Below are 25,295 nucleotides of genomic sequence, written 5' to 3' on the forward strand. Positions count from 1 at the left end.
GCGTTCTCCACGTCTCTCGACTAGCTTAGAGAACGCACGTTCTCCGCGGCCAGTGAATGGCCGGGGAGGGGACACAGGAGACGCCGTGAATCATGACGAGGCCCGCACCCGGCTGCTCGACGCCGCCGACCGGCTGTTCTACGAGCGCGGCGTCCAGGCCGTGGGCATGGACGAGCTCCGCGCCGCCGCCGGGGTGTCGTTGAAGCGGCTGTACCAGTGTTTTCCCGCCAAGCGTGAGCTGGTGGAGGCGTATCTGCGGCGCCGCGACGAGCGCTGGCGCGCCGCTTTGGCGGAGTACGTCGCCGCGCACGGGGCCACGCCGGCGGACAGGGTGCTGGCGGTGTTCGACTGGCTGGCGGAGTGGTTCGCGGGCCCCGGCTTCCGCGGCTGCGCCTTCGTCAACGCCTACGGCGAGCTGGGTGCGGTCTCGGACGGCGTGGCCGGGGCCGCGCACGACCACAAGTACGCCGTCCGGGGATACACGACCGGGCTCGCGGCGGCCCTGGGAGCAGCCGAACCGGACGTACTGGGCGGGCAGTTGGCGCTGCTGATCGACGGCGCCGTCACCACGGCCGCGATCAACGGCGACCCGTCGGCCGCCCGCCTCGCCCGTGACACGGCCGCGGCCCTGCTCGTGGCCGCGGTGCCCGCCGGTTCCTAGCCGCCGGCCCGCGCGGCCGGGAAGATCCGGTCCAGGTGGTGGTCGAGGACGGCGGTGGCGGACCGTGGACTGCGGTGGCCGACGAGGACGCTCGTACCGAGCCCGGCGGACAGGGCGAGCAGGCCGGCCGCCTCCATCCGCGCGTCCAGGCCCTCCGGCGTGCGCCCGGCGTCCCGCGCCTGCTGGAGCAGGCCGGTGAGGGTGTCCTCCGCCGCCTCTGGGTTCTTCAGGAACGGCTGGGCGGCGAGCGCCTCGTCGGTCACGGCCAGCACGGCGTACGAGGTGTAGAGGAGGTGGAAGGTGCGGCTCTCCTCGTCGGTCGGCAGCGCCGCCTTCAGCAGCGCCTCGACCGTCGCGCGCGGCCCGGGCTCGGCACCGGCGGCCCGGACCCGGGCGGCGACCCGCGCGCCGAACCCCTCGACCAGGTGCTGCAGCCCGTGGAGCAGCAACTTCTCCTTGGTCTCGAAGTAGTACTGCACCAGCCGCAGCGACACCCCCGCCTCCGCGGCCACGTCGCGCATGCCCACCGCGTGCAGTCCGCGGCGCCCGGCGACCCGCACCAGGGCCTCGGCGATCTCGGCGCGCCGTACGTCGTGGTCCACGCGTTTGGGCATTGCCGCGCCTCCGCTCACCGATGTGTCCGCCTGCCGTCGTGCGGCGGGCCGCACCGGAGCGGACCCGCCTTTTGATGATACGCACGTACCATCATCATGGTACGGTCGTATCACAAAAACTGGATGCTCCCCGGAGGTGGCCGACCATGCCCGAGACCACGACCCGCACCCGGAAGGACGTCGGCCGCTATGTGAACGCGGCCCTGCGCGACCGCTACTTCGCCGCCTGCGACGCGGTGTTCGCGCTGGGGGCGCGGGCGTGCGCGGAGACGGACGTGGAGACGGCCTTCGGCACCACGCACGTGTACCGGTACGCCCCCGAGGACCCCGCCGCGCAGGCCCGCACCCCGGTCGTCCTGGTGCACGGCGCGGGCAGCTGCTCCGCCATGTGGTACCCCAACACCCCCGCGCTCAGCGCCGATCGGCCCGTCTACGCGATCGACACCCCCGGCGACCCGGGCCGCAGCGTGCAGCGCGCGCCACTGCACCGTCCGGAGCGGGCCGCGCAGTGGCTGGAAGAGACGCTGGCCGGGCTCGGGCTGGACCGGGTGCACCTCGTCGGCGCCTCCTACGGCGGCTGGCTCGCCCTGAACCAGGCGCACCGCGGGCCCGGCCGGCTGGCCTCGGTCACCCTGCTCGATCCGGGCGGCCTGGAGAAGGTGGGGCTGCGCTTCTTCGTCTGGATCTTCGCCGGCCTCTTCGCGACCTTCGCACCCGAGGCGCTCCGTCCGCGGCTGGCCGCCTGGCTGGAGCAGCCGGTCCTCGTCGTGCCGGAGCTGCGCGCGATGATCAGGGCCGGCGTCCGCGCCCACCGCATCCGCCGCCCGGCCCCGCTGCCGCTCACCGACGACGAACTCCGCACCGTCCGCACCCCGCTGCTCCTCCTGATGGGCAGGCGGAGCCTCCTCGTGCATCCGCGGCGGCAGGTCGAGCGCGTCCCGCGGCTGGTGCCGGGCGCCTGTGCCGAGATCGTCGCGGACACCGGCCACGGGCCGTGGATCGATCACGCGGAGCGGATGAACGCCCGGATGCTCGCCTTCATGGACACGGTCGACTCGCGGCCGGCGGCCGGGTAACCGGCCCGCGCCCGGGGCCACTTCTTCGAGAGCGCTCTCACCAACTTATTGACAGGCTCGCGCCAACAGCGCTTCACTTCCCGAAGACACGACAGGTCCGGACCATATCGGACCGCACCCACCCGCACCGGTCGGCGTCCCTCGCGCCCCTCGTACGGCCGAGCCCTCGCCCGGCCGCGCGGTCCCCCTCTCCGCCCCCACACCCCGAGGGAGTCAGATGTCCCTACGCGTGCCCATACCGAGACACCGGCGCTTTCTCCGCGGCACGGCGCTGGCCGCCGCCGCGCTCACCGCCGCGCTGAGCTGGGCGCCCGGCTCCGCCGTCGCGGCGGCCCCGCCCGCCGAACGCACCGCGTCCACTCAGGCGGTGACCTTCGAGGACAACTTCGACGGCCCGGCCGGATCGGCCGTGGACGGCGGCAAGTGGCAGCTGGAGACCGGCGACAACGTGAACAACCACGAGCGCCAGTACTACACCGCCGGCAACTCCAACGCCGCCCTGAACGGCCAGGGTCAGCTGGTCATCACCGCGCGCAAGGAGAACCCCAACAACTACCAATGCTGGTACGGCCGTTGCGAGTACACCTCGGCCCGGCTGAACACCTCCGGGAAGTTCACCGCACAGTACGGCCATGTCGAGGCCCGGATGAAGGTGCCGCGCGGCCAGGGCATGTGGCCGGCGTTCTGGATGCTCGGCAACGACATCGGTCAGGTCGGCTGGCCCAACAGCGGCGAGATCGACATCATGGAGAACGTCGGCTTCGAGCCCGGTACGGTGCACGGCACCATCCACGGCCCCGGCTACTCCGGCAGCGGCGGCATCGGCGCCGGGTACACCCTCCCGAACGGGCAGGCCTTCGCCGACGCCTTCCACACCTTCGCCATCGACTGGGCGCCGGACTCCATCACCTGGTCGGTGGACGGCAACGTCTACCAGCGCCGCACCCCCGCCGACCTCGGCGGCAAGCAGTGGGCGTTCAACAAGCCGTTCTTCCTCATCCTCAACCTCGCCGTCGGCGGCTACTGGCCCGGCGACCCCGACGGGTCGACCTCCTTCCCCCAGCAGCTCGTCGTCGACCACGTCAAGGTCACCACCTCCGACAGCGCCGGCACCACCGGCACCTTCCGGGGGCTGTCCGGCAAGTGCCTGGACGTGGCGAACGCCAGCACCGCCAACGGGACGAAGGTGCAGCTCGCCAACTGCAACGGCAACGCCGCGCAGCGCTGGACGACGGGCGCCGACAGCACCGTACGGGCGCTCGGCAAGTGCCTCGACGCCGCGAGCGCCGGTACGGCTGACGGCACCCGCGTACAGCTGTGGGACTGCAACGGCACGGGCGCGCAGCGGTGGTCGTACAACGCGTCGAGCAACGACTTGGTCAACCTCCCCGCGAACAAGTGCCTGGACGTCGTCGGCAACAACCCGGCCGACGGCACGCCGACCCAGCTGTGGACGTGCACGGGCGCCGCGAACCAGAAGTGGTCACTGGTGACGTGAGAAAGCGGTCACCGGCGGCGCAGGGAAACGGGAGTCCACACCGCTGGTGACAGGTGGCAGCGACGCGCTGCCGCGTACCACTGTCTTCAACAGTCGTACGCGGCAGCGCGTTCGGCATGTCACCACTCCAGCGGGGTCGGCCCCTCCGCCCCACCCTCACCGGACAGCCGCTCGGCCACCGCGGGCGGCAGTGGCGTGGACCCCAGAAGGCCCGTGACGAGCGAGACGGTGAGCCGGTGCCAGTCGCCGGCTCTGCGCAGCATGGGGTGGTCGCCGCCCCGCATCGTCACGGTGCACGGGCGAGCGCCCGCCTCGGCGGCCCGGGCGGCGAACCGCCAGGAGTCACGCGGATCGGTCGTACGGTCCCGGTCTCCGTGCACGAGGACCAGGCGGCGGCCGTCCAGCTGCGCCACCGGCTCACCGGCGGGGCACCACGGGGCGAGGGCCACGACGGACCGTACGAGCGGGTGCCCGGCGGCCCGCAGCGCCGCACGGCCGCCCATGGAGTGCCCGACCAGCACGACGGGCACCTCCCCCGCGAGTTCGATCAGCTCGTCGACCGCGCGCCGGGCGTCCAGCGCCGCGTCCTCCCGGTCGCCGTTCCACCCGCGGTGGCGGTACCGCACCTCCCCCACGAACACGCTGTCCTGCGCCGTCGCCCGCGCGATCGCCCGGGTGAAGGGGCGCATGCGGGCGGCCGCCAGGTTCCCCCGCCGGGGCGCGTCGAGCCCCTCTTCCCGCCCGCCGTGGAGCACGAGCACAGCGGCCGCCGCCGTCCGGGCCGTGGCGGCCCGCGTCACCAGCGCGGAATCCACGCCGCGCACCCCCGTCTCCTGCACCGTTCCCGCCTCGCCTCGCTCGTCGACATCTGTCGGCCAGTCCTGCCCACCATGTCAGCACCTCAAGCAGAACGCTCCTCCTGGCGCCACCCGCTCCTGCCACCCTTTTGTAACTACTAGTATGTACATTCCTGACCCGGGCTCCCGCCCCATCCCCGAGGAGAAACCCCATGCCACTGGTCCGTATCGACGCGATGGGCACCGCCGGCGAACACCTCGACGCGCTCGGCCGCGCCGTGCACGACGCCCTCGTGGAAACGCTCGGCTTCCCGCCCGACGACCGCTTCCAGATCCTGACCGGCCACGACGGCACGCACAGCACACTGCGCTACGACGACTACCTCGGCGTCCACCGCGACGACGGCATCGTCTACGTCGCCCTCACCATGCGCGCGGGACGCACCGCCGAGCAGAAGAAAGCGCTGTACCGGCGCATCGCCGAACTGGCCCAGGAGTACGCCGGGACCGAGCCGCGGAACGTGTTCATCACCCTCACCGAGAACGCACCGGTCGACTGGTCACTCGGCAACGGCGAGGCGCAGTACGCCGCTTCCCCACCGGCTTGACCGGGCCCTCACGGCGTCAGGACGCGTCGGCGAGCCGGCCGCGGAGCATGGACTCCATGACCGCCAGGTAGCGGTCCGTCCGCCGGCGGCCGAGGACGAACGGGTTCGGGCCGTCGGGGGCTGCGCGGAGCTGCTCGGCGCGCTGGAGGCCGTGGTCGTTGGGGTGATTGGAGAGTTCCACGTCGGCGCCCGCTCGGCGCGTCCGGTGCCGGAAGGTGCGGAGGGACGCCAGGTAGGCGCGGAGCTCCGCGGGCGTGCCGGGCGGGTTGGTGCCGCCCCACAGCATGGCCGTGTGCCGCGCGCGGCCGGCCCGTACGGGGAGGACGGGTGAGACGGTGCCCGGGGTGTGGCCGGGAGTGCGGTGCAGCCGGATCGTCGTGCCGCCGAGCGTGAGGCGCTGTCCGTCCGTGATCTCCAGGTCCCGGTCGGGGGCGTGGTCCGGGCGGGTGCGGGCGACGAGGTCCCAGTCGGCGGGCGTCATCAGCACGCGAGCCCCGTAGCGGTCGGCCAGGTACTGCGCGCCGCCGATGTGGTCCCCGTGGCCGTGGGTGGCGATGACGTACTTGATGGTCTGCGGGCGGGCGCCCAGTTCGCGGAGCCCGCCGACGATGACGCTCTCGGCCTCTGCAGGGGAGGTGAGCGCGTCGATCAGTACGATCCCGTCGTCGGTCAGCACCGCCATGGCGGAGACCCAGCCCGCGCTCAGGAAGGCGAGATTGTCGAAGAGCCGGAGCGGGGCCGGCGCGGGCGGCCGGGGGAACTCGACGCCGGGGGTCAGTGCGGAGGCGACGGCACGCAGGACCGGGTCGCGTCCGGCGAGCCTGCGCGCCCGGTCGTAGTGCGCCTGCGCGTCCTCCTCCGCGGCCACGGCCGGCGCGGCGAGGGCAGACGTTCCGGCACCGGCTCCGGCGGCGAGGCCGAGGGCGGCCAACTGTCCGAAGCGACGCCGCGAGAGCTGTCGGCCGGCCGATCCGTCAGGGCGGTACGAGGACGTCATGGGCAGCTCCCGGGCCGTGACCGGCAGGTGAGTGGCGACCGTCCCGGCACCTGCGCCGAGCCGCACTCACGATACGGGAGCCCCGCGGTGGACGGGCGTGTTCCGCCTCCCCGACATCACGGCCGTGGGTTCGTACGGTGCCAGCGGGGGCGGGCGTCGAGGCCGCTGCGGCCGGCCACGGACGCGCAGCGGGGGCAGACACGTTGGACGCGGTCCGCGGCGCCGCCGGACTCGGGGAGGATGTCGGGCCATCCGACGTGCGGGAAGCGTGCCAGCTGCGAGCGGCTGAGGGAGAGGCCGCACACGGTCTGGTTCAGGCCCTGTTCCCAGGCGTGCACCTCGCCCGCGGGAAGCCGGCGGCGGCCGTCCTCCTCGTCCGTCCACTGCCCCGATGCCGCTACCGCGTACCGCTTCACCGCCGCCATGTGCTGCCGCTCCTCCTCCCGTCGCTCGGGGTACGGCTCCGCCGGGTGTCCGGCGGAGCCGCGGCCCGGAGCGTCGTCCGTCCGCTCACGGGTGCCCGTCAGCGGGTGACGACATGCCGCTCATCGGGGACGCAGTGCGTCATGGTGAGGCCGGAGACGTCACGCGGCGGATTGTCGCCGAGGTTCGACAGCCGCTTGCGGTCCTCGTCCGTCAGGTCCTGGCCGGCCAGCGGCTTCAGGTGGGTGACATCCTGCGGACCGATGCCCAGGCCCTTGCCGACCCGCAGGCCCAGGTCGTTCTCGACCAGCAGGAAGTGCCACACCATCCGCTCCTGGACCGCGCGGTCGGCCTGGGAGATCAGGGTGATGAAGTTGTTCACCAGCTCGTCGCGCTCCCAGTCCTCCATGAGGCAGTACCGCTGGCCCGCCTGGAGGTAGTCGTTGGCGCGCGGGATGCGCTTGCGGGTGAGCCGGCCCCGGATCTCGGGCCCCTGCTCGTCGTGGGTGGGGTACTGGCCCTCGTGCAGCCCGCCGGTGATCGACGGCTCGTAGTTGACCTCCGGGTTGCCCCCGTGCTGGTCCTGCTCGTACGCCATGAGGCCGTCGCGCTGGTTGGTGTGCACGGTGGCGTTCTTGGCGCGGTTGACCGGCAGCTGAAGGTAGTTCGGGCCGACGCGGTACCGCTGGGTGTCGCTGTAGGAGAAGGTGCGTCCGACGAGCATCTTGTCGTCGGAGAAGTCCAGTCCGTCGACGAGGACGCCGGTGCCGAAGGAGATCTGCTCGTTCTCGGCGAAGTAGTTGTCCGGCATGCGGTTCAGCACCATCCGGCCGACGGGCTGCGGCGGGAAGTCCTGCTCCGGCCAGGTCTTGGTGTCGTCCAGCGGGTCGAAGTCCAGCTCGGAGTGGTCGTGGTCGTCCATCATCTGGACGAGCAGCTCCCACTCGGGGTGGTCGCCGCGGCCGATCGCCTCGTACAGGTCCTTGGTCGCGTGACCGAGCTCCCCGGCCTGTACGTTGGCCGCGTCCTCCTCGGTCATGCTGCGTACGCCCTGCTTGGGCATCCAGTGGTACTTGACCAGGACGGTCTTCCCCTCGCCGTTGACCCACTTGTAAGTGTTGACGCCGAAGCCCTGCTGGTGGCGGTAGTCGGCGGGGATGCCGCGGGGGCTGAAGAGGTTGACGAGCATGTGCATCGACTCCGGGGTCTGCGACATGAAGTCGAAGATCCGGGCCGGCTTCTGCTCGTGCGTGACCGGGTCGGGCTTGAGCGCGTGGATGACGTCGGGGAACTTGATGGCGTCCCGGATGAAGAACACGCCCAGGTTGTTGCCGACCAGGTCCCAGTTGCCGTCCTCGGTGTAGAACTTCACCGCGAAACCGCGCGGGTCGCGGGCGGCCTCGGAGGAGTCCCGGCCGCCGATGACGGTGGAGAAGCGCACGGCCACGTCGGTGCGCTTGCCGGCCTCCTGGAACAGCTTGGCCCGGCTGTACCGGCCGATCGGCTCCTCGCCCCACTTCCCGTAGCTCTCGAAGTAGCCGTAGGCCGTCACACCGCGGGCGTGCACGACGCGCTCCGGGATGCGCTCGCGGTCGAAGTGGCTGATCTTCTCCAGGAACTGGTAGTTCTCCAGAGTGGCGGGTCCGCGCGCGCCGACCGTCCGCTGGTTCTGGTTGTCGTAGACCGGGTGGCCCTGACGATTGGTCAGCACGGGGCGGTCGTCGCCGGGGGCCGGCCCCTGGCTTGCTACGTCTGTCACTGCTCTCGGTTTCCTTCAGCACTCGAAGACGCTCGGTCCGCGCCGTATGGGTAGGGCTCGGGTGGAACAGGGGTACCCATTCGGGCGGAATCAGTGCAGAAGTTCACCATCTTGGCCTGCACCCGGTCGGCGCAGCGGCGCTATCGGTCACAGCGGGGCACTGCCCATGTCTCGCGCACCGGTCAGGAACAGGGCGGGCCGGGCGGCGTCCCGGCCGGCAGGAGCCTGCGCTCGGCCGCGGTGTAGTCGCGCCCGGCGGCGGCGCGCAATGCCCGGAACTGGGGGCCGGGGCGGAGGGTGAAGGTGCGGCGGTGGTCACGGTTCCGGTCCGGAATCCGGTGCGCCGAGCGCAGCTCTCGGGGTGTACGCGGCCTCGGGTGAACCGGGCCTCACCGTCAGCGCGGTCACCAGAGCCAGCGGCGTCAGCCCGGGCAGCCTGTACCACCACTTCGGCAGCATCGACGGCCTGGTCACGGCGCTCACGCTGCGCTGGCTGGGGCGGCTGCTCGACCGCCTGTCCGGGGCCCTGGAGCGGACCCGCACCGCCCGCTCGGGCATCCGGGCCGTCGTCCGTGCCTACCTGGATTTCCTCCGGGAGCATCCGGACGCGGCGCGGCTCGTGCACTCCGCGAGCGCCGACCGTTACGGCATGGCGCACGCCCCGCAGATCCGTGCCGCCCCGGAGGCCCGGCTGTCGCCGATCGCCGGCTGGATCCAGGGCCGTACCGACGCCGGTGAACTCGCCCCGCTGCCCACCCCGCTGCTGGAGTCCCTCCTGCTCGGGCCCGTGATCGGGGTCGCCCGCCGCTGGCTCTCCGTCGGGGACGTCGACCTGGACGAGGCCGTCCGCACCCTCCCCGACCGTATCTGGCAGTCCGTGCGCCCGTGAGCGCCGCCGCCCCGGCCGGGCGGTTCAGGGGGCGGGCTGCACGAGGCCGGTGAGGACGCGGTGCATCGTGCGCGTGAACAGCTCCTGCGGGTCCGCCGCGGCGTCCGTTGCCGGGTCCGCCACCGGGCCCGCCGCCGGGTCCGTCGCGGTGTCATCCGCCAGGGCGGCCGCGAGGTGCGGGTGGTCGCCGCGGGCCGCCGCTTCGTTCAGGTAGGCGGCCTGTGCCGTCCGGCGGTCGGTGTCCGTACGGGCCCCCTGGAGCTCCGTCCGGGCGAACTGGGCGATCAGGGCGTTCATCAGGGCGACGGCCTCCACCTTCGCCCGGCCCGGCAATCGGGCAGGCGCCAGCGCCCGGAGCGCGTATTCCAGGTAGTCCAGGCCCCGGGGGCCGAGCCGGAGCGGTTCCGGCGGGATGTCGGACAGCCAGGGGTGCCGCAGGTGGACGGCCTTGGTCCGGACCGCCAGGGCGACCAGGTCCGCAACGGGGTCGCCGGAGAGAGGTTCCGCGAGGTCGATCTCGCCGGCCACCGCGTCCGCCATGAGGTCGAGCAGGTCCGCGCGGCCCGAGAGGTAGCGGTAGAGCGATGCCTGGCCGGCGCCCAGCTCCTTGGCCACCTGACGCATCGTCACCGCCGCCAGACCGCCGCGGTCGGCCAGCGCGACGGCGACCGCGGTCAGCTCCGCGCGGCTGTGCGCGGCCGCCGGGCCGCGGGTGCCGCGTTCGGGCCGCGCCCAGACCGTCACAGGTTCCCCGGACACTCGCCCACCCGCCTTCTCCCGGCCGTCCCCGGATTTCGGCGCCTGCCTCTTCGATTCATCCCTCTTCGGCACATCCCTTACCCTAAAACTGAGAACACCGTTCGCAGTTACAGGGAGGGACTCATGTCCTCATCACCGACGCGCCCGTGGAGCCCGGTACGCCGGGCCGAGAACGGCACGGTGCGACTGGCCTACGACCGGCTGGCCGAATGTGCCGACGGCGAGCCGTTGCTGCTGGTCATCGGCCTGGGCGCCAACCGGCGGTGGGTGCCGGACGGGCTGTGCCGGACGCTGGCCGCACAGGGCTTCGCGGTGGCCCGTTACGACCAGCGCGACGGCGGGGAGTCGACCCACCTGCCGCCCACCGCCACCCGCAATCCGATCTCGGCGCTGCTCCGCCGGCGCGGAACGGCCTACACCGCCGAGGACATGGCGGACGACGCGGTCGCCGTCCTGGACGCCCTCGGCTGGCAATCGGCACACCTGCTGGGCGTCTCGCTCGGCGGCGCCGTCGCACAGCGCGTGGCGCTGCGGCACCCGGGCCGGGTGCGGACGCTGACCACCATGGCCTCCGTTCCCGGCGACGTCTCGGGGCTGCGGACCCTGCGGTACGTACGGCTGGGGACGCTGGCGAAGTTCGCCCGCCTGAGGTTTCCCGACACACGGGAGGGGGCCGTGGCGGCCGGCGTCGCCGTCTCCCGGCTGCTGGCCTCGCCGCGCCGCGCCTTCGACGAGCGGGCCGCCCGGGAGGCGGCCGAGGGCAACGCCGACAGCGGCGTGCACGACCAGGAGGCGCAGAGCCGGCAGATCGGCGCGCAGTGGCACGGCCCGCCGATCAGCGCGCTCGCCCTGCCCATGCTAGTCCTGCACGGCGCGGACGACCCGCTGATCAAACCCGCCGCGGGCAGGGCGATCGCGGCCCGGGTCCGCGGCGCCCGGCTGGTGCTCCTGCCCGAGGTCGGCCATGAACTTCCGGCGCCAGCGTGGGACAAGGTCGCCACGGAGATCCGCGCCCTGGCCGACACCGCACCGCGGACTCGGAAGCGGAGCTCACGGAACCCGCTTCCGGACCGTTGACCGGCATACCACCTTCGGCCTAGTTTCATGACAGCTAAAGCGTTAGCAGACACTTAGTTCAGTAACTGGCGGGAGCTGTCATGGTCATCCGTCCCTCCGAGCCCTCGCTCACCGTTCCCGCCGATCCGTTCGGGCCGCCCGGCGGCGCCCCCCGCCGGGCCTGGCTCGTCACCGCGCTGATCGTCGCCTTCATGGTGGTCAACCACGCGGACAAGGCCGTCCTGGGCCTGGCCGCGGTGCCGCTGATGGACGAGCTGGGCATCGGCAGGAGCACGTACGGGCTCATCGCCGGCTCCTTCTACCTGCTCTTCAGCGTGTCCGGGCTGGTGGTGGGGTTCCTTTCGGCCCGCGTTGGCACGCGCGGGATCCTGTTCACGCTGACGATGCTGTGGGCGGTGGCGCAGCTACCGGCGCTGATCGCGGCCGCGGTGCCCGCGCTGATCGCCGGCCGGGTGCTGCTCGGCGCCGCCGAGGGGCCGGCGGCCGCGATGTCCATGCACGCCCTGTACAAGTGGTTCCCGGCCGACCGGCGGGGGCTGCCCTCCGCCCTGCACATCAGCGGGGCCGCACTGGGCACGCTGCTCGCCGCCCCCTTTCTGACCTGGCTCATCAGCGACTTCGGCTGGCGTGCGGCGTTCGCCGCGCTGGCGGTCATCAGCTTCGCGTGGGGGCTGGTCTGGCTGCGGGCCGGGCGCGAAGGACCGTTCGGCGACGACGGGAAACCCGCGACGGCGAAGACCGCACCGGGACCGACGCCGCGGCCCGACGGCGCCCCGCTGCCGTACCGGAAGGTGCTGCTCAACGGCACGGTACTGGGCGGCATCTGCAGCGCGTTCGCGGCGCAGTGGGCCCTGGCCCTCGCCAGCGCCTGGCTGCCCGCCTACCTGAGAACGCAGACGGGCATGGGGGCGGCGCAGGTGGGCCTGATGGTCAGCGGCGTCTCGGCCCTGAGCTTCGTCCTGCTGCTGACGGTCTCGCCGTTCACCGACGCGCTCAAGACGCGCGGCGCCTCCAGCCGCGTGGCGAGCGGCCTCCCGCAGGGGCTGGCCGTGCTGGTGTCGGGCGGCGCCATGGCGGCCTTCCCCTTCACCAGCCCCGGTCCCGCGCAACTCGTACTGCTCGCACTGGCTTTCGGCTGCCACGCGGTCGCGCTGCCGCTGCACTACGTCACCACCGCCGAGGTGGTGCCCACCCGGCAGCGGGGCGCGGTCTTCGGCATCGTCGCCGCGACCGGCACCCTGCCCGGACTGTTCGTCCCGTACCTGACGGGGCATCTCATCGACGGCGCCACCTCGGAGGCCGCCGGGTACGCCCACGCGTTCCTGCTGGCCGCCGCGGCGATGGCCGTATGCGGCGTACTCGCCCTCACACTCGTCCGCCCGGAACGCGACGCCACCCGCCTGAGTCTCCCGACCGACTCCCCCGGCCGCTCCTGACGGCCTCGCCCGGCGCCCCGTCGGCCCCGGTCGGCGGGGCGCGGCGTCAGACCGCTACATCAGGCCGGCGGGGCGAATCCCGTGGCCCAGTAGCGGCCTCGCAGTGCGAGGTCGAGCAGCATGCGGACGACCTCCTCGGCCGGCATCGGTACCGTCTCGTGCTCGACCCACCACTGCAGTACGGCGATCTGTTCGCCGACCCACGCCCGGGCCAGCAGGCCGGGGTCGATGCGGGGCTGGACGTCGTTGCGTTCCGAACGGGTGCGGAACTCCTCGGCCGTGACGCGCGCGCAGGCCTCCGTGAACATGCGCAGCGGCTTGCCGTCCCCCTCGCCGCGCAGCACGATCCGGTACAGGTCCCGCTCGTCGCGGGCGTGCCGGAGCATTTCGAGCACCGGCCTGCCCGTGAACCCGACGGCGCTCTCGGCGACCGCGGGACGCAGCCGGGCCTCCAGCTCCGCGAGCAGGTCGGACGTCACCCGCGCGAACAGTTCGTCCTTGTCGCGGCAGTGGCTGTAGAAGGTCGCGCGGGCCACGTCGGCGCGCCGGGTGATGTCCTCGACGCTGAGTGCGGCGAAGCCGCGTTCCAGTACGAGTGCCACCAGGGCGTCGCGCAGCGCCTTGCGGGTCTTCCTGACCCTTCTGTCCTCGGCCATCGCCTCTCCGCATCCCCGTGCCGGCACCTGTTTCGGCGCGCTCACGGCAGGGCCGGAGCGCGGTCTCCAGTCTAGGGACCCTTGACATTGAATTTGTTACTGAACACTCTGTCTGAAAACAGTCAGCATGAAGCCTGGAGTTGTCCGATGAACCTCGGCGTCTACCTCACCCGCAGCGCCCGCCACTGGCCCGATGCCGACGCGCTGGTCTGCCGGTCCCGCACCTGGTCGTACCGGCTCCTGGAGGAGCGGGCCGGCCGGCTGGCCTCCGCGCTGCTGGCACGGGGGCTGCGCCCCGGCGACGCGGTCGCCTCGCTCGCGTGGAACCGCGGCGAGCTGGTGGAGATCGAGTTCGCCCTCTACAAGGCCGGGCTGATGCGCGTACCGGTCAACGCACGCCTCGGCCGCCGGGAGGTCGGGCACATCCTGCGGGACGCCCCGGTCCGGGTGCTCGTCTTCGACACCGCCCACCGGGAGGACGCACTCGCGGCCCTCACCTCGGCCGGCACCGGCTGTCTGCCCGTGGAACTGGGGGACGACGAGATCGGCGCGGCGCCCACGCCCACGGCCACGGCCACGGCCACGACGGCGGACCTCGCCGCACCGGACGATGCCACGCCGGAGGCCACCGGGGTGCTCCCCTACGAGCGGCTGGTCGCCGAGGGAAGCGGCGACGCCGTCCGCGTCGACACCGCGCAGGACGACCCGTGCGTCCTCAACTTCACCTCCGGATCAACCGGTGCGCTGAAGGCGGCGGTGCAGACGTTCGGGAACCGGCTGGCCAACATGCGCAAGCAGCTGATGAGCGACGACTCCCGCCCCCGGCCCGGTTCCCGCTACCTGGCCTGCGGGCCGATCACCCACGCCACCGGCATGGTCCTGCTCGCCCAGGTCTTCGGCGGCGCCACCACCCACGTCCTGCCGGCCTGGAGTCCGGAGGCGTTCCTCGACACCGTGGAGCGGGAGCGCATCACCGCCACGTTCCTCGTACCGGCCATGCTCAACGGCGTACTGACCCACCCGGGCGTGGCCGACCGCGACCTGTCCAGCCTCGACAGCGTCCGCATCGGCGGCGCCCCGGTCTCCCCCGCGCGGCTCCGCGCCGCGGTGGAACTCTTCGGTCCCGTGGTCGCGCAGGGGTACGGCCTGGGCGAGACCACCAGCGTCGTCGCCGGGATACCGAGCGCGGACCTCGCACGGGCCATCACGGAGGACCCCGAGCTGCTCCAGTCCTGCGGCCGCGCCGCCTACGACTCCGAGATACGGGTGGTGGACGAGGCGGGCCGGGACCTGCCGCCGCGCGAGATCGGCGAGATCATCGTGCGCGGCCCGGACTGCGTACGGGAGTACTGGCGCGCACCGGAGCTGTCCGCCGGGGCTTTCCGCGACGGGTGGGTGCACACCGGCGATCTGGCCTGGATGCGGGAGGACGGCTATCTCTTCCTCGTCGACCGCATGAAAGACATGATCATCTCCGGCGGCTTCAACATCTACTGCACCGAGGTGGAGACCGTCCTCTACGAGCACCCCGCCGTGCAGGAGGTCTGCGTGGTCGGCGTGCCCGACGAGCGCTGGGGCGAAGCCGTGCACGCCGTCGTCGTCACCCGCGCCGGCCGCACCGTGACGGCCGAGGAGCTGACCGAGTTCTGCGCCCGGCACCTGGACCGGTTCAAGAAGCCCCGCTCGGTGGCCTTCGTGCCCGAACTGCCCCACAACCGCAACGGCAAGCTCGACCGCAGGGCGGTCCGCGAGCCGTACTGGGCGGGCGCCGACCGCCGCGTGAACTGAGAAACGCCCGCCTCGCGAGACCAGGAGACACCCCGTCCATGCACCCCGACACGCCCCTCTCCCCGTCCTTCTCCCTGCGGCCCGAGTACGCGGAGCCGCGCCTCGCCGCCCTCGTCGGCCGGCTCCGCGACTATCTCGACGGCGAACTCGCCGCGTACGAAGCCGACCGCGGCCTCACCCGCGAGTCCCGGCTCACCCGCGCCGACCTCGAACCCGTCTGGAGGCGCAGCCGCGAGCTGGGCTTCTACGGCATCCACCTGCCCGAGCGGTACGGCGGACAGCACCTCTCCCACACCGAACTGGCCGCGCTCAAGGAGGAGGTGGCGGCGAGCGGACGTGTCCTCGGCCACTCCGTCCTGGGCGACATGGGCGGACCGCTGCGCGCCGGTGACATCATGCGCCACGCCACGGAGGAGCAGCTCGACAGCCATCTGCTGCCGGTGGTGCGCGGCGAGCGGGCGTGCTGCTTCTCGCTGACGGAGACCGACGCGGGATCCGACGTGCGCGCGATGCGCACCACCGCCGTACGCGACGGCGACGGCTACCGCCTGACCGGTCACAAGGTGTTCAGCTCCGCCGGGCCGTTCGCCGACTTCGCCATCATGGTGGCCCGCATGGCCGACACCGAGGACGCCTTCTCCGCTTTCCTGGTCGACCTCGACAGTCCCGGCTGCGAGGTGCGGGAGGGGGCGACGCCGATGTCCGGCGAGCACATCGAGAGCGACATCGTCCTCGACGACTGCCGGGTGCCGGCCGGCAACCTGCTGGGCAAGGAGGGCGAGGGCCTGCGCATCGCCCTGGGCCGGGTGACGGTCAACCGGCTGCTGCACTGCCCGACCGCGCTCGGCGCCACCCGGCGCGCGCTCCGCCTCACCCTCGACCGCGCGCGCGACCGCACCGTGGCCGGCGGCCGTCCGCTGGGCTCCTTGCAGGCGATCCAGCACCAGCTGGCCGACATGGCGACCGAGTTCTACGCGGCGCGCGCCATGACGTACGCCGCCCTCGCCTCGCTGGACCGCGGCGCCGACGTCCGTACCGAGGCCTTCATGTGCAAGCTGTTCGTCGCCGAGTCCGCCTTCCGCGTCCTGGACCGCGCCGTGCAGATCCACGGCAAGGAAGGGCTCACGCAGGGCAACGAGATCGAGTTCCTGTTCCGGAAGATGCGGATGTTCCGCGTACTGACGGGTACGTCGGAGATCCAGCGCAACGGCATCGCGAAGAGCCTCGCCGCCCTGGGGTGACCCCACCGCACCGATCCGGTATCCGTCCGGTTGTACGTGGTTACAGCTACCCGTTCACGCGCTTACACTTCTGACCCTCACAACACAGCTGACCTGCGGAAACACTGGTGTTGCCCGTGGTCGGCAGAGGGAGGGACAAGGGCGTGTTCTACCAGGTGCTCAAGTACGTCTTCCTGGGCCCGCTGTTGCGGGTGGTCTTCCGGCCCAGGGTGGAGGGGCTGGAGCACATACCTGAGGAAGGGGCGGCGATCATCGCCGGCAATCACCTGTCCTTCGCCGATCACTTCGTGATGCCCGCGATCGTGCCCCGCAGGGTCACGTTTCTGGCCAAGTCCGAGTATTTCACCGGGCCTGGCCTGAAGGGGCGGCTGACCGCGGCGTTCTTCCGGGGCGTCGGGCAGATTCCGGTGGACCGGTCGGGCGGGAAGGCGTCGCGGGCGGCGATCCGGTCGGGGGTCAACGTGCTGCGCAAGGGGCGGCTGCTGGGGATCTACCCGGAGGGCACCCGGTCGCACGACGGGCGGCTCTACAAGGGCCGTACCGGCGTCGCCGCGATGGCGCTGGAGGCGGGGGTGAAGGTGGTGCCGTGCGCGATGATCGGCACGTTCGAGGCCCAGCCGGCCGGGCGGCGGCTGCCGCGCGCCATCCGCGTCACGATCCGTTTCGGGGAGCCGATGGACTTCTCCCGGTACGCGGATCTGTCGTCCGAGCACGCGGCACTGCGGGCCGTCACCGACGAGATCATGTACGAGATCATGAAGCTGTCGGGGCAGGAGTACGTCGACCTGTACGCACCCGACGCGAAGGCCGCACAGCAGCAGGCGTCCGGCCACCAGCACTAGCGAACGGGGCACCCGGGAGAATCCCGGGCGCCCCGTGCTGTGCCGTGCTGTCGGTGACCGCTACGGCTTGGGCGTGGCGTGCGGAGTGCAGGTCACGTCCTTGGCGTCGGTCTTCCCGTCCACGAAGTACGCGTCCACGCGGTCGTTGATGCAGGGGTTGACCTGGCCGGTGACGCCGTGCGAACCGGCGTCCTTCTCGGTGATCATGCGCGAGCCCGCCAGGCGGCGGTGCAGCTCGACGGCGCCCTCGTACGGGGTCGCGGCGTCCCGCTCGCTCTGCACGATCAGCACGCTGGGCAGGCCCTTGCCGGTCTTGACGTTCACCGGGGTCTGCTGCTTCTCCGGCCAGGTGGCGCAGGGCAGGTTCATCCAGGCGTTGGACCACGTCATGAACGGGGCCTTCTCGTGGATACGGGTGTTGTCCCGGTCCCAGCGCTGCCAGCTCGTGGGCCACTTGGCGTCGTTGCACTCCACGGCCGTGTAGACCGCGTTGCCGTTCTCCGACGCGATGTTGCCGGCCTTGTCGCTCATGTCGGGCGCGGCGTTCTCGATGATCGGCTTCTCGTCACCGGCGACGTACGCGCTCCACGCCTTGGCGACCGGCGCCCACATCGAGTCGTAGTACGGGGCGTTCTGGAAGAAGCCGGTGAGTTCGGCCGGGCCGACCTTGCCGCCGAGCGGCGACTTCTTCGCGGCCGCGCGCAGCTTCTCCCACTGCGCCTGGACCTTCTCGGGGGTGTCGCCGATGTGGTACGTCGCGTCGTTCTTCGCGACCCACTTCTTCCAGTCGCCCCAGCGGGTCTCGAAGGCGAGGTCCTGGTCGAGGTTGGCCTGGTACCAGACCTTCTCGCGCGAGGGGTTCACGACCGAGTCGACGAGCATCCGGCGCACGTGGTCGGGGAAGAGCGTGGCGTAGACGGCGCCGAGGTACGTGCCGTAGGAGACGCCGAGGTAGTTGAGCTTCTTGTCGCCCAGGGCCGCGCGCACCACGTCCAGGTCACGGACGGTGTTGGGCGTCGTCATGTGCCGGAGCAGGCTGCCGCTGCGCTCCTTGCAGCCCTCGGCGTACTCCGCGGCGAGCTTGCGCTGGGCGCGCTTGTCGGCCTCACTGTCCGGCACCGGGTCGGCCTTGGGCGCCTTGACGAACTCCTGCGGGTCCGCGCAGGAGATCGGGGACGAGTGGCCGACACCGCGCGGGTCGAAACCGACGAAGTCGTAGGCCTTGGCCATCTTGGCGTAGATCGGGTTCTTGGTCGTCACCCGGGTCGGGAAGCGGAGGCCGGAACCGCCGGGACCGCCGGGGTTGTAGACCAGGGAGCCCTGGCGCTCGCCCTTGGTGCCGGTGCTCTTGGCCCGGTCCACCGCGATCTTGATCTTCTTGCCGTTGGGCTTGGCGTAGTCGACCGGCACGGTCACGAACCCGCACTGGATCGGGGCGTCCAGGCCCCAGTCCTTGGGACAGGTCTGCCAGTCGACACCGGCATCGGCGGCGCGCGCCGCGGCGAGCTTCACACCGCGGTCCTCGGCGGAGCCGCGCTGGTGGTTCACGCCGGCGCTGGCGGGCGTGGCGGCGATGGCGCCGGCTATGAGCGCGCCGGCCACCAGGCTCCCGGCGGCGCCGAGCGCTGCTGTACGTCTCACGTGGTTGTTCCCCCTGCATGGTGCGCCACTTGTGGCGGCGATGATCACAGAGCTGCAGGGGGATCCTGTCTCGTACATCCGTCCGATGAAAAGACCGGGCGGCCTATTCTTTACCAACCCGTAGGAATCGCGGCCGCATCGAGCAGGCGCCGGACGGCCAGTACGTCCGGTGCGACGGCGGTGACGAGAGCGGCCGGCCCAGCGAGCGGCGTGACCACGGCCTGGCCCGCGCCATCCGGCGCCTCCAGGATCCGTACCGGTACGGGCTGTTCCTCGTACGCCGGGTCGACGACGAGGAGCTGGCCGACGGCGCGGTGTCCGGCGAGGACCGCGGCCGTGTCCCAGCCGGGCACTCCGGGGCCGTACGCGGTCTCCTGGTCCAGCAGGACCCGGCCGGCGCGCCGGACCGTCAGCCGGGCCGCGAGCCGGCCGGTGTCCTCACCGGCCCGGCCGAGCACCTGCTCCTCGCGCAGCACCAGCCGGGCGGTGGCCGCGAGATCGACGGTGGTGGTCTGGATCAGATCGCTGCCGGCCGCGGTGATCAGCGGTTCGGGCAGCCAGTCCAGACGGGCCCCGTCGGCCACGTCCAGCGCCACGTCGTAGCGGGCCGTCGCCGGGTGGTGGCCGGGCAGCGCGAGGGTCGCGGCCGCCGCCGTGACCCGCAGGTCGCTGCCGGGCCCGGCGGCCGCCTCGATGCGCAGGTGGTCGCCGCCCACCGGAGCGCTCATGGCGCCGACCACGCAGACCCGGGCAGCGCCGTCGTGCGAGGTCAGCCGGCGCAGGGCCAGCGGGCCCTCGCCGTCCAGCACCGGCAGCCGGGACTCCCCCGACGGGGCCGCGACCGCGGTGATCCGGGCGGTGGCGCGCAGCTGCCGGGCGGCCGGCGGTACGGCGGCGGGTGCCACGGGCGCGGCGGGGGCGGGGGCGGGCGGCGCAAGGGTCATGCCGGGCCCGCGGTCCACTCGGCGAGGCGCTCGCGGACCCAGTCGGCGACCGGGGCCACCCCGTTCTCGGACTTGATCGCGGTGAAGGCGACGGGCAGCTCACCGCGCTGGGCCTTGGCGTCCCGGGCCATGCCCTCCAGGTCCGAGCCGACGTACGGGGCGAGGTCGGTCTTGTTGATGACGAGCAGGTCGGCGGTGGTGACGCCGGGGCCGCCCTTGCGCGGGATGTCGTCGCCGCCGGCCACGTCGATCACGAAGATCTGGAAGTCGACCAGGCCCTTGGAGAACGTGGCGGTGAGGTTGTCGCCGCCGGACTCCACCAGGATCAGGTCCAGCGGGCCGATCTCGTCCTCAAGGTCCTCCACGGCCTCCAGGTTGGCGGAGATGTCGTCGCGAATGGCGGTGTGCGGGCAGGCGCCGGTCTCCACGGCGGTGATCCGCTCGGGCGGCAGGACCGCCTCGCGCAGCAGGAACTCCGCGTCCTCGCGGGTGTAGATGTCGTTGGTGACGACGGCGATGGAAAGGGTGTCGCGCAGAGCGCGGCAGAGCGCCGCTACGGTGGCGGTCTTGCCCGAGCCGACCGGGCCACCGAGGCCGATGCGCACGGCGCGGCGGGTGCCGTCGGGGCGCTTGGGGTCGGCGGCGCTGTAGGTGTGCCGGTGGGGGAACTTCTCGTCGAGGTCGTGGTCGAGGTGCATGGTCACTCCGTGTGGTGCGTGAGTTGTGGTGGCGGTGCGGCGCCGCGTGCCCTCAGGACGCGAACAGCCGTACCGGCCAGGCGGCGTGCTGCTGTGCGGTGATGTCCAGCAGCGGCGCCGAGCGGGCGGGCAGCGCGCCGGTGCCCTCTCGGGGCACGTGCTCGGCGGCGGCGACGGCCTCGGCCACGACCCCGTCGAGGTCGGGCGCGAGCCGCGCGAGCACCGCGGTCGCGTCGAACGGGTCCAGGCTCAGCAGGCGGACGACGGCGGTCGCCGGACCACTCACGGTCTCGTAGCCGACGGCGTACGCGGCGTCCTCGGGCGTCAGCCCGGCCGAGCGCGCGGCGAGCCCGAGGACGACCGGCTGGTGCGCGCCCTTGGGGCGGGCCGCGGCGAGCGCGTCCAGCTCGGGCGAGGGCCAGGTCGCGCGGGCCGCGCGCATCATCTGGCGGCCGAGCTTGCGGGCGACGGTGCGCAGCGCCGGTACGGGCGTACGGGCATCGGCCGCGTCGTCCAGCGTGAGCGGGTCGCAGCCGGCCGCGGCGGCCGCCGCCAGTCCGGCGGCGACCAGCCCCGCGGTGTGCAGCCGGCCGCGGCAGAACTCCTCCAGCGTCGCCGCGTCCCTGATGCGGCCCGCGGCGACGGCCGGTTCGGCGCCGCCGGAGTGCGCGTGGCCGCCGGCGGGGAAGCGGCCGTCGGCGAGGACGAGCAGCGCGGCTCGGCTCATCGGCGGTCCTCGGGCAGGGGCGTGTCAGCGGTATCCATCAGAACAGGAAGTACCGCTGGGCCATGGGCAGTTCGGCGGCGGGTGCGGGCTCGACCACCTCGTCGTCGATGGTCACCGTGAAGGTGTCGGGGTCGACCACCACCCGCGGCAGCGCGTCGTTGTTGCGCATGGACGACTTGCCGACCTGCCGGGTGGAGCGGATCGCCGTCAGGTCCTTGGCGATGCCCAGCCGGCCGGCCAGCCCGTCCTCGACGGCCTGCTCGGAGACGAAGTTGAGCGAGTTCGCGCCGGGCGCCTTGCCCATCGCGCCGAACATCGGGCGCGGCAGGACGGGCTGCGGGGTCGGGATGGACGCGTTGGCGTCGCCGACCTGCGCGTACGCGATCTGGCCGCCCTTGATGACCAGCCGCGGCTTGACGCCGAAGAAGGCCGGGTCCCACAGCACGAGGTCGGCGAGCTTGCCGGCCTCGACGGAGCCGACGACGTGATCGACGCCCTGGGCGATCGCCGGGTTGATGGTGTACTTCGCGACGTACCGCCGTACCCGGTTGTTGTCCGCCGCGAAGTCCCCGGCCAGCGCGCCGCGGCGCTTCTTCATCACGTGCGCGGTCTGCCAGGTCCGCATGACGACCTCGCCGATGCGCCCCATGGCCTGGGCATCGGACGACATCATCGAGATGGCGCCCATGTCGTGCAGGATGTCCTCGGCCGCGATGGTCGAGGGGCGGATGCGGGACTCGGCGAAGGCCAGGTCCTCGGGGACCGCGGGGTTCAGGTGGTGGCAGACCATCAGCATGTCGAGGTGCTCCTCGACGGTGTTGACGGTGTGCGGCCGGGTCGGGTTGGTCGAAGCGGGCAGCACGTTCGGCTCCGACACCATGGCGATCATGTCGGGCGCGTGGCCGCCGCCGGCGCCCTCGACGTGGAAGGCATGGATCGAGCGTCCGGCGATGGCGCCGATGGTGTCGCCGAGGAAGCCGGCCTCGTTCAGGGTGTCGGTGTGGATCGCGAGCTGGGCGCCGCTCTCCTCGCAGACGTTCAGGCAGGCGTCGAGCACGGCCGGGGTGGCGCCCCAGTCCTCGTGGATCTTGAAGCCGAGCACGCCGGCCCGCAGCTGGTCGCGCATGGAGGCGACCGACATGGTGTTGCCCTTGCCGAGCAGCCCGACGTTGACGGGGAAGGCGTCCATCGCCTCGAAGAGCCGGGCGACGTGCCAGGCGCCGGGGGTGATGGTGGTGGCCTTGCTGCCCTCGGCGGGGCCGGTGCCGCCGCCGATCATGGTGGTGACGCCGGAGGCCAGCGCCTCGTTCGCCTGCTCGGGGCAGATGAAGTGGACGTGGGTGTCGATGGCACCGGCGGTGAGGATCTTGCCCTGTCCGGCGATGATCTCGGTCTCCGGGCCGATGACCAGGTCGGGGTGGACGCCGTCCATGGTGTCGGGGTTGCCGGCCTTGCCGAGCGCCACGATCCGGCCGTCGCGGATGCCGACGTCCGCTTTGACGATGCCCCAGTGGTCGATGACGATCACGCCGGTGATCACGGTGTCCGGCGCGCCGTCCGCGCGGGAGAGCCGGGACTGGCCCATCGACTCCCGGATGACCTTGCCGCCGCCGAAGACGGCCTCGTCGCCGCTGCGCCCGGGGCCGCCCGCCCAGTCCTCGCTGATCTCGATCAGCAGGTCGGTGTCGGCCAGCCGCACCAGGTCACCCGCCGTGGGGCCGAAGAGGTCGGCGTACGCGGCGCGGGAAAGTTCAGCCATCGAGGGTGCCTCCGGTCTCGCCACGCAGGCCCGCGACGATCCGCTTGCCCCCGAGGGGCACGAGTTCGACCTCGGTGGGGATGCCGGGCTCGAAGCGCACGGCCGAGCCGGCGGGGACGTTCAGGTGCTTGCCGTGCGCGGCCGCACGGTCGAAGTCGAGGCCGGGGTTGGCCTCGGCGAAGTGGTAGTGGGAGCCGACCTGCACGGGGCGGTCGGCGATGTTGAGGACGGTCATGCGGGTGACGGGAAGGCCTTCGTTGAGGCGTACCGGCTCGTCCGCGTGGATGATCTGTCCCGGGATCATCTTCGGCTCTCCCTGGGTCAGCTGATGGGGTCGTGAACGGTGACGAGCTTGGTGCCGTCCGGGAAGGTCGCCTCGACCTGGACGTCGTGGATCATCTCGGGGATGCCCTCCATGACGTCGTCCCGGGTGAGGACCTTGCGCCCGGAGGACATCAGCTCGGCGACCGTCCGGCCGTCGCGCGCGCCTTCCAGGATGTGCACGGTCAGCAGGGCAATGGCTTCGGGGTGGTTGAGCCGTACGCCGCGGGCCCGGCGCTTTTCGGCAACGTCCGCCGCGACATGAATCATCAGCCGTTCTTGTTCATGCGGGGTCAGTTGCATATTCCACCTCACAAATCTTGCGCCCGGACCGCATCGGCCCAGGTCACGGGGTAGGCACACCCGCTAAGTAGATGTATCACACATTCAACAAAGGAAAGGCAAACCAATCTCCAGATAAGTTCCATGGATCGGCACGGACTTCGCAGGCTAGCTCCGCCTGATGTCGTCCGCGTTACCGCGGTGAATCCCTTGTTAAATCTGGAGACCGGGCCCCTCGGCGGCATTTCCCCGCCCGGTCGGCACGTCCCCCGAAAGAGACAAAACAGACTGGCGCTCCGCTGCCCGGAACAGCGCGTTCGTTATCCGCTCTTGACTGCCCATCGACAAGTCACGATGCTCATGTCCGCGCGCTCGCACGCCTCACGCGTCGCGCACGCGCTTCAACACAACAGCAAGCTCCGCAACACCACCCCCCACACCAGTATCGGAGCCACATCGTGACCCGTACCGTACGAATACGCCGGGCCGTCCTCGCGGCGGGCGCCTGCACCGCCGTCGCCGCCACGCTCTTCACCGCGGCCGGCGCCCAGGCCGGTACCGCCCCGCTCGCCGCGCCGGACATCCCGGTCTCCGCCGTCAAGGGCGACCTGGACCAGCTCCAGTCCATCGCCGACGCCAACGGCGGCAACCGCGCTCACGGCCGGCCCGGCTACAAGGCGTCCGTGGACTACATCAAGGGCAAGCTGGACGAGGCCGGATTCAAGACCCAGGTCCAGGAATTCACTTCGGGCGGCAGCAAGGGCTACAACCTCATCGCCGACTGGCCCGGCGGTGACGAGGGCAAGACGGTGATGGCCGGCGCCCACCTGGACTCCGTCGACGCGGGTCCGGGCATCAACGACAACGGCTCCGGCTCGGCCGGCATCCTCGAGGTCGCCCTCGCGGTCGCCAAGGCGGACCTCAAGCCCGCCAAGCACCTCCGCTTCGGCTGGTGGGGCGCCGAGGAGCTCGGCATGGTCGGCTCGTCGCACTACGTGGACGGGCTGTCCGAGGGCGACCGCGCGAAGTTCGACTCCTACCTGAACTTCGACATGATCGGCTCCCCCAACCCCGGCTACTTCGTCTACGACGACGACACCCGGCTGGAGAAGGTCTTCAAGGACTGGTACGCGAGCAAGAACATCGCCACCGAGATCGAGACCGAGGGCGACGGCCGCTCCGACCACGCGGCGTTCAAGGACGCGGGCATCCCCGTCGGCGGCCTCTTCTCCGGCGCCGACTACCGGAAGACCGCCGAGCAGGCCAAGAACTGGGGCGGCACGGAGGGCGAGCCCTTCGACGCCTGCTACCACCGGTCCTGCGACACGACGAAGAACATCGACGAGAAGGCGCTGGACACCAACACCGACGCCATCGCGCACGCGATCTGGGAGCTCAGCTCCTGACGCCCGCTCCCCCGCCGGGTCGGCTCAGCGGCTGACCCGCCTCACCCCTCGTGGCCCGGTCGCCGATCCCCGGCGGCCGGGCCGCGGTGCTCCGCGGCGATGCCGAACCGCCGTCGTTCGCCCGGAGCGGACGCCGGCAGCTGCCGGACCGTGGAGACGGTGCTGATGACCTCCTCCTCGGCACCCGCTTCCGCGCGGTCGAGATCTTCAAGCCTCTGCAGGTCAGCAGCGGACACCAGCGCGACCAACGGCTTGCCGTGGCGCGTGACGACCACGCGTTCGGAGCCGTACACCACGCGGTTGATCAAATCCGCGAGCTCCGCACGGGCTTGCGTCACCGGAATCTCGTAGGTCATGCTCCCCATTCTAACGGGATGTACGTCCTGTACATTTTCT

The 25,295-nt window shown here is 72.0% G+C and carries 26 protein-coding genes; 11 read left to right on the plus strand and 15 right to left on the minus strand.

The window, feature by feature from the left end:
* Positions 1 to 85 precede the first annotated feature (85 nt).
* Positions 86 to 661, plus strand: a complete 576-nt coding sequence (locus tag ACIGQF_RS00110; RefSeq protein ID WP_399703309.1) for a TetR/AcrR family transcriptional regulator — start codon at positions 86 to 88, stop codon at positions 659 to 661.
* On the opposite strand, the gene ACIGQF_RS00115 is transcribed toward ACIGQF_RS00110, so the two are convergent.
* Positions 658 to 1,275 carry a TetR/AcrR family transcriptional regulator gene (locus ACIGQF_RS00115; protein ID WP_399703312.1) on the minus strand — a complete coding sequence of 206 codons (618 nt, stop codon included), beginning with the start codon at positions 1,273 to 1,275 and terminating at the stop codon, positions 658 to 660. The genes ACIGQF_RS00110 and ACIGQF_RS00115 overlap by 4 nt on opposite strands.
* A 146-nt stretch (positions 1,276 to 1,421) precedes the next feature.
* On the opposite strand from ACIGQF_RS00115, the gene ACIGQF_RS00120 reads away from it, so the two are divergent.
* On the plus strand, positions 1,422 to 2,351 hold the full coding sequence (locus ACIGQF_RS00120; RefSeq protein WP_399703315.1) for an alpha/beta fold hydrolase: 930 nt from the start codon (positions 1,422 to 1,424) through the stop codon (positions 2,349 to 2,351).
* A gap of 217 nt (positions 2,352 to 2,568) precedes the next feature.
* Positions 2,569 to 3,849, plus strand: coding sequence for a family 16 glycosylhydrolase (locus tag ACIGQF_RS00125; RefSeq protein ID WP_399703317.1), 1,281 nt, complete (start codon positions 2,569 to 2,571; stop codon positions 3,847 to 3,849).
* A 119-nt stretch (positions 3,850 to 3,968) separates the two neighbouring features.
* On the opposite strand, the gene ACIGQF_RS00130 is transcribed toward ACIGQF_RS00125, so the two are convergent.
* Positions 3,969 to 4,664, minus strand: a complete 696-nt coding sequence (locus ACIGQF_RS00130; protein WP_399704728.1) for an alpha/beta hydrolase — start codon at positions 4,662 to 4,664, stop codon at positions 3,969 to 3,971.
* 194 nt (positions 4,665 to 4,858) lie between these two features.
* Between ACIGQF_RS00130 and ACIGQF_RS00135 the strand changes: the two genes are divergently transcribed.
* Positions 4,859 to 5,254, plus strand: coding sequence for a tautomerase family protein (locus ACIGQF_RS00135; RefSeq protein WP_399703320.1), 396 nt, complete (start codon positions 4,859 to 4,861; stop codon positions 5,252 to 5,254).
* Between the two features lie 16 nt (positions 5,255 to 5,270).
* Here ACIGQF_RS00135 and ACIGQF_RS00140 read toward each other — a convergent pair whose 3' ends face one another.
* The 3 genes from ACIGQF_RS00140 to ACIGQF_RS00150 form a co-directional block, all read right to left on the minus strand.
* A complete protein-coding gene (locus ACIGQF_RS00140) occupies positions 5,271 to 6,317 on the minus strand; it encodes an MBL fold metallo-hydrolase (RefSeq protein WP_399703322.1) in 1,047 nt (348 codons plus the stop codon).
* A 50-nt stretch (positions 6,318 to 6,367) separates the two neighbouring features.
* On the minus strand, positions 6,368 to 6,676 hold the full coding sequence (locus ACIGQF_RS00145) for a hypothetical protein (RefSeq protein WP_399703325.1): 309 nt from the start codon (positions 6,674 to 6,676) through the stop codon (positions 6,368 to 6,370).
* Between the two features lie 98 nt (positions 6,677 to 6,774).
* Positions 6,775 to 8,433 carry a catalase gene (locus ACIGQF_RS00150; protein ID WP_399703328.1) on the minus strand — a complete coding sequence of 553 codons (1,659 nt, stop codon included), beginning with the start codon at positions 8,431 to 8,433 and terminating at the stop codon, positions 6,775 to 6,777.
* Positions 8,434 to 8,794: 361 nt separating this feature from the next.
* Here ACIGQF_RS00150 and ACIGQF_RS00155 point away from each other — a divergent pair, with 361 nt between their 5' ends.
* Positions 8,795 to 9,322, plus strand: a complete 528-nt coding sequence (locus ACIGQF_RS00155) for a TetR/AcrR family transcriptional regulator (RefSeq protein ID WP_399703331.1) — start codon at positions 8,795 to 8,797, stop codon at positions 9,320 to 9,322.
* A 24-nt stretch (positions 9,323 to 9,346) separates the two neighbouring features.
* Here ACIGQF_RS00155 and ACIGQF_RS00160 read toward each other — a convergent pair whose 3' ends face one another.
* The gene (locus ACIGQF_RS00160; protein WP_399703334.1) at positions 9,347 to 10,081 is read right to left on the minus strand and encodes a TetR/AcrR family transcriptional regulator; all 735 of its coding nucleotides are present in this window, start codon (positions 10,079 to 10,081) and stop codon (positions 9,347 to 9,349) included.
* 123 nt (positions 10,082 to 10,204) lie between these two features.
* On the opposite strand from ACIGQF_RS00160, the gene ACIGQF_RS00165 reads away from it, so the two are divergent.
* Entirely contained in the window at positions 10,205 to 11,158 is a 954-nt protein-coding gene (locus ACIGQF_RS00165) for an alpha/beta fold hydrolase (protein WP_399703337.1), read from the plus strand.
* Positions 11,159 to 11,238: 80 nt separating this feature from the next.
* Complete coding sequence (locus ACIGQF_RS00170; RefSeq protein ID WP_399703340.1) at positions 11,239 to 12,594, plus strand: MFS transporter; 1,356 nt, start codon at positions 11,239 to 11,241, stop codon at positions 12,592 to 12,594.
* Between the two features lie 59 nt (positions 12,595 to 12,653).
* On the opposite strand, the gene ACIGQF_RS00175 is transcribed toward ACIGQF_RS00170, so the two are convergent.
* On the minus strand, positions 12,654 to 13,250 hold the full coding sequence (locus tag ACIGQF_RS00175) for a TetR/AcrR family transcriptional regulator (protein ID WP_399703342.1): 597 nt from the start codon (positions 13,248 to 13,250) through the stop codon (positions 12,654 to 12,656).
* Positions 13,251 to 13,397: 147 nt separating this feature from the next.
* On the opposite strand from ACIGQF_RS00175, the gene ACIGQF_RS00180 reads away from it, so the two are divergent.
* From ACIGQF_RS00180 to ACIGQF_RS00190, 3 genes are all read left to right on the plus strand, one after another.
* Positions 13,398 to 15,038, plus strand: coding sequence for an AMP-binding protein (locus ACIGQF_RS00180; protein ID WP_399703345.1), 1,641 nt, complete (start codon positions 13,398 to 13,400; stop codon positions 15,036 to 15,038).
* Positions 15,039 to 15,076: 38 nt separating this feature from the next.
* Positions 15,077 to 16,279, plus strand: coding sequence for an acyl-CoA dehydrogenase family protein (locus ACIGQF_RS00185; protein WP_399703348.1), 1,203 nt, complete (start codon positions 15,077 to 15,079; stop codon positions 16,277 to 16,279).
* Between the two features lie 143 nt (positions 16,280 to 16,422).
* Positions 16,423 to 17,121, plus strand: coding sequence for a lysophospholipid acyltransferase family protein (locus ACIGQF_RS00190; RefSeq protein ID WP_399703350.1), 699 nt, complete (start codon positions 16,423 to 16,425; stop codon positions 17,119 to 17,121).
* Between the two features lie 60 nt (positions 17,122 to 17,181).
* On the opposite strand, the gene ACIGQF_RS00195 is transcribed toward ACIGQF_RS00190, so the two are convergent.
* From ACIGQF_RS00195 to ACIGQF_RS00225, 7 genes are all read right to left on the minus strand, one after another.
* Positions 17,182 to 18,762 (minus strand): alpha/beta hydrolase, encoded by a 1,581-nt coding sequence (locus tag ACIGQF_RS00195; protein WP_399703353.1) that lies wholly within the window; start codon positions 18,760 to 18,762, stop codon positions 17,182 to 17,184.
* A gap of 110 nt (positions 18,763 to 18,872) precedes the next feature.
* Positions 18,873 to 19,706, minus strand: a complete 834-nt coding sequence (locus ACIGQF_RS00200) for an urease accessory protein UreD (RefSeq protein ID WP_399703356.1) — start codon at positions 19,704 to 19,706, stop codon at positions 18,873 to 18,875.
* A complete protein-coding gene (gene ureG / locus ACIGQF_RS00205; RefSeq protein WP_399703360.1) occupies positions 19,703 to 20,404 on the minus strand; it encodes an urease accessory protein UreG in 702 nt (233 codons plus the stop codon). Before ureG ends, ACIGQF_RS00200 begins: the two co-directional genes overlap by 4 nt.
* Before the next feature lie 52 nt (positions 20,405 to 20,456).
* Positions 20,457 to 21,131, minus strand: coding sequence for an urease accessory protein UreF (locus tag ACIGQF_RS00210; RefSeq protein ID WP_399703362.1), 675 nt, complete (start codon positions 21,129 to 21,131; stop codon positions 20,457 to 20,459).
* Between the two features lie 37 nt (positions 21,132 to 21,168).
* Positions 21,169 to 22,890: an urease subunit alpha gene (locus tag ACIGQF_RS00215; protein ID WP_399703363.1), complete on the minus strand. Its 1,722-nt coding sequence runs from the start codon at positions 22,888 to 22,890 to the stop codon at positions 21,169 to 21,171.
* Positions 22,883 to 23,194, minus strand: a complete 312-nt coding sequence (locus tag ACIGQF_RS00220; protein WP_399703366.1) for an urease subunit beta — start codon at positions 23,192 to 23,194, stop codon at positions 22,883 to 22,885. Before ACIGQF_RS00220 ends, ACIGQF_RS00215 begins: the two co-directional genes overlap by 8 nt.
* A gap of 17 nt (positions 23,195 to 23,211) precedes the next feature.
* Positions 23,212 to 23,514 (minus strand): urease subunit gamma, encoded by a 303-nt coding sequence (locus ACIGQF_RS00225; RefSeq protein ID WP_030257914.1) that lies wholly within the window; start codon positions 23,512 to 23,514, stop codon positions 23,212 to 23,214.
* Positions 23,515 to 23,951: 437 nt separating this feature from the next.
* Between ACIGQF_RS00225 and ACIGQF_RS00230 the strand changes: the two genes are divergently transcribed.
* Complete coding sequence (locus tag ACIGQF_RS00230; RefSeq protein WP_399703369.1) at positions 23,952 to 24,899, plus strand: M28 family metallopeptidase; 948 nt, start codon at positions 23,952 to 23,954, stop codon at positions 24,897 to 24,899.
* 41 nt (positions 24,900 to 24,940) lie between these two features.
* Here ACIGQF_RS00230 and ACIGQF_RS00235 read toward each other — a convergent pair whose 3' ends face one another.
* A complete protein-coding gene (locus tag ACIGQF_RS00235) occupies positions 24,941 to 25,255 on the minus strand; it encodes a type II toxin-antitoxin system Phd/YefM family antitoxin (RefSeq protein WP_361561490.1) in 315 nt (104 codons plus the stop codon).
* Positions 25,256 to 25,295: the final 40 nt, after the last annotated feature.

It is taken from the genome of Streptomyces sp. NPDC053560, from assembly GCF_044544605.1.
Classification (GTDB): domain Bacteria; phylum Actinomycetota; class Actinomycetes; order Streptomycetales; family Streptomycetaceae; genus Streptomyces.

Bases quoted from the DNA above. Each gene is read 5' to 3' on its own strand.
- ACIGQF_RS00175 (WP_399703342.1), bottom strand. From the start codon at position 13,250: ATGGCCGAGGACAGAAGGGTCAGGAAGACCCGCAAGGCGCTGCGCGAC.
- ACIGQF_RS00235 (WP_361561490.1), bottom strand. From the start codon at position 25,255: ATGACCTACGAGATTCCGGTGACGCAAGCCCGTGCGGAGCTCGCGGAT.
- ACIGQF_RS00215 (WP_399703363.1), bottom strand. From the start codon at position 22,890: ATGGCTGAACTTTCCCGCGCCGCGTACGCCGACCTCTTCGGCCCCACG.
- ACIGQF_RS00170 (WP_399703340.1), top strand. From the start codon at position 11,239: ATGGTCATCCGTCCCTCCGAGCCCTCGCTCACCGTTCCCGCCGATCCG.
- ACIGQF_RS00200 (WP_399703356.1), bottom strand. From the start codon at position 19,706: ATGACCCTTGCGCCGCCCGCCCCCGCCCCCGCCGCGCCCGTGGCACCC.
- ACIGQF_RS00120 (WP_399703315.1), top strand. From the start codon at position 1,422: ATGCCCGAGACCACGACCCGCACCCGGAAGGACGTCGGCCGCTATGTG.
- ACIGQF_RS00165 (WP_399703337.1), top strand. From the start codon at position 10,205: ATGTCCTCATCACCGACGCGCCCGTGGAGCCCGGTACGCCGGGCCGAG.
- ACIGQF_RS00180 (WP_399703345.1), top strand. From the start codon at position 13,398: ATGAACCTCGGCGTCTACCTCACCCGCAGCGCCCGCCACTGGCCCGAT.
- ACIGQF_RS00225 (WP_030257914.1), bottom strand. From the start codon at position 23,514: ATGCAACTGACCCCGCATGAACAAGAACGGCTGATGATTCATGTCGCG.
- ACIGQF_RS00220 (WP_399703366.1), bottom strand. From the start codon at position 23,194: ATGATCCCGGGACAGATCATCCACGCGGACGAGCCGGTACGCCTCAAC.
- ACIGQF_RS00135 (WP_399703320.1), top strand. From the start codon at position 4,859: ATGCCACTGGTCCGTATCGACGCGATGGGCACCGCCGGCGAACACCTC.
- ACIGQF_RS00115 (WP_399703312.1), bottom strand. From the start codon at position 1,275: ATGCCCAAACGCGTGGACCACGACGTACGGCGCGCCGAGATCGCCGAG.
- ACIGQF_RS00210 (WP_399703362.1), bottom strand. From the start codon at position 21,131: ATGAGCCGAGCCGCGCTGCTCGTCCTCGCCGACGGCCGCTTCCCCGCC.
- ACIGQF_RS00145 (WP_399703325.1), bottom strand. From the start codon at position 6,676: ATGGCGGCGGTGAAGCGGTACGCGGTAGCGGCATCGGGGCAGTGGACG.
- ACIGQF_RS00185 (WP_399703348.1), top strand. From the start codon at position 15,077: ATGCACCCCGACACGCCCCTCTCCCCGTCCTTCTCCCTGCGGCCCGAG.
- ACIGQF_RS00125 (WP_399703317.1), top strand. From the start codon at position 2,569: ATGTCCCTACGCGTGCCCATACCGAGACACCGGCGCTTTCTCCGCGGC.
- ureG (WP_399703360.1), bottom strand. From the start codon at position 20,404: ATGCACCTCGACCACGACCTCGACGAGAAGTTCCCCCACCGGCACACC.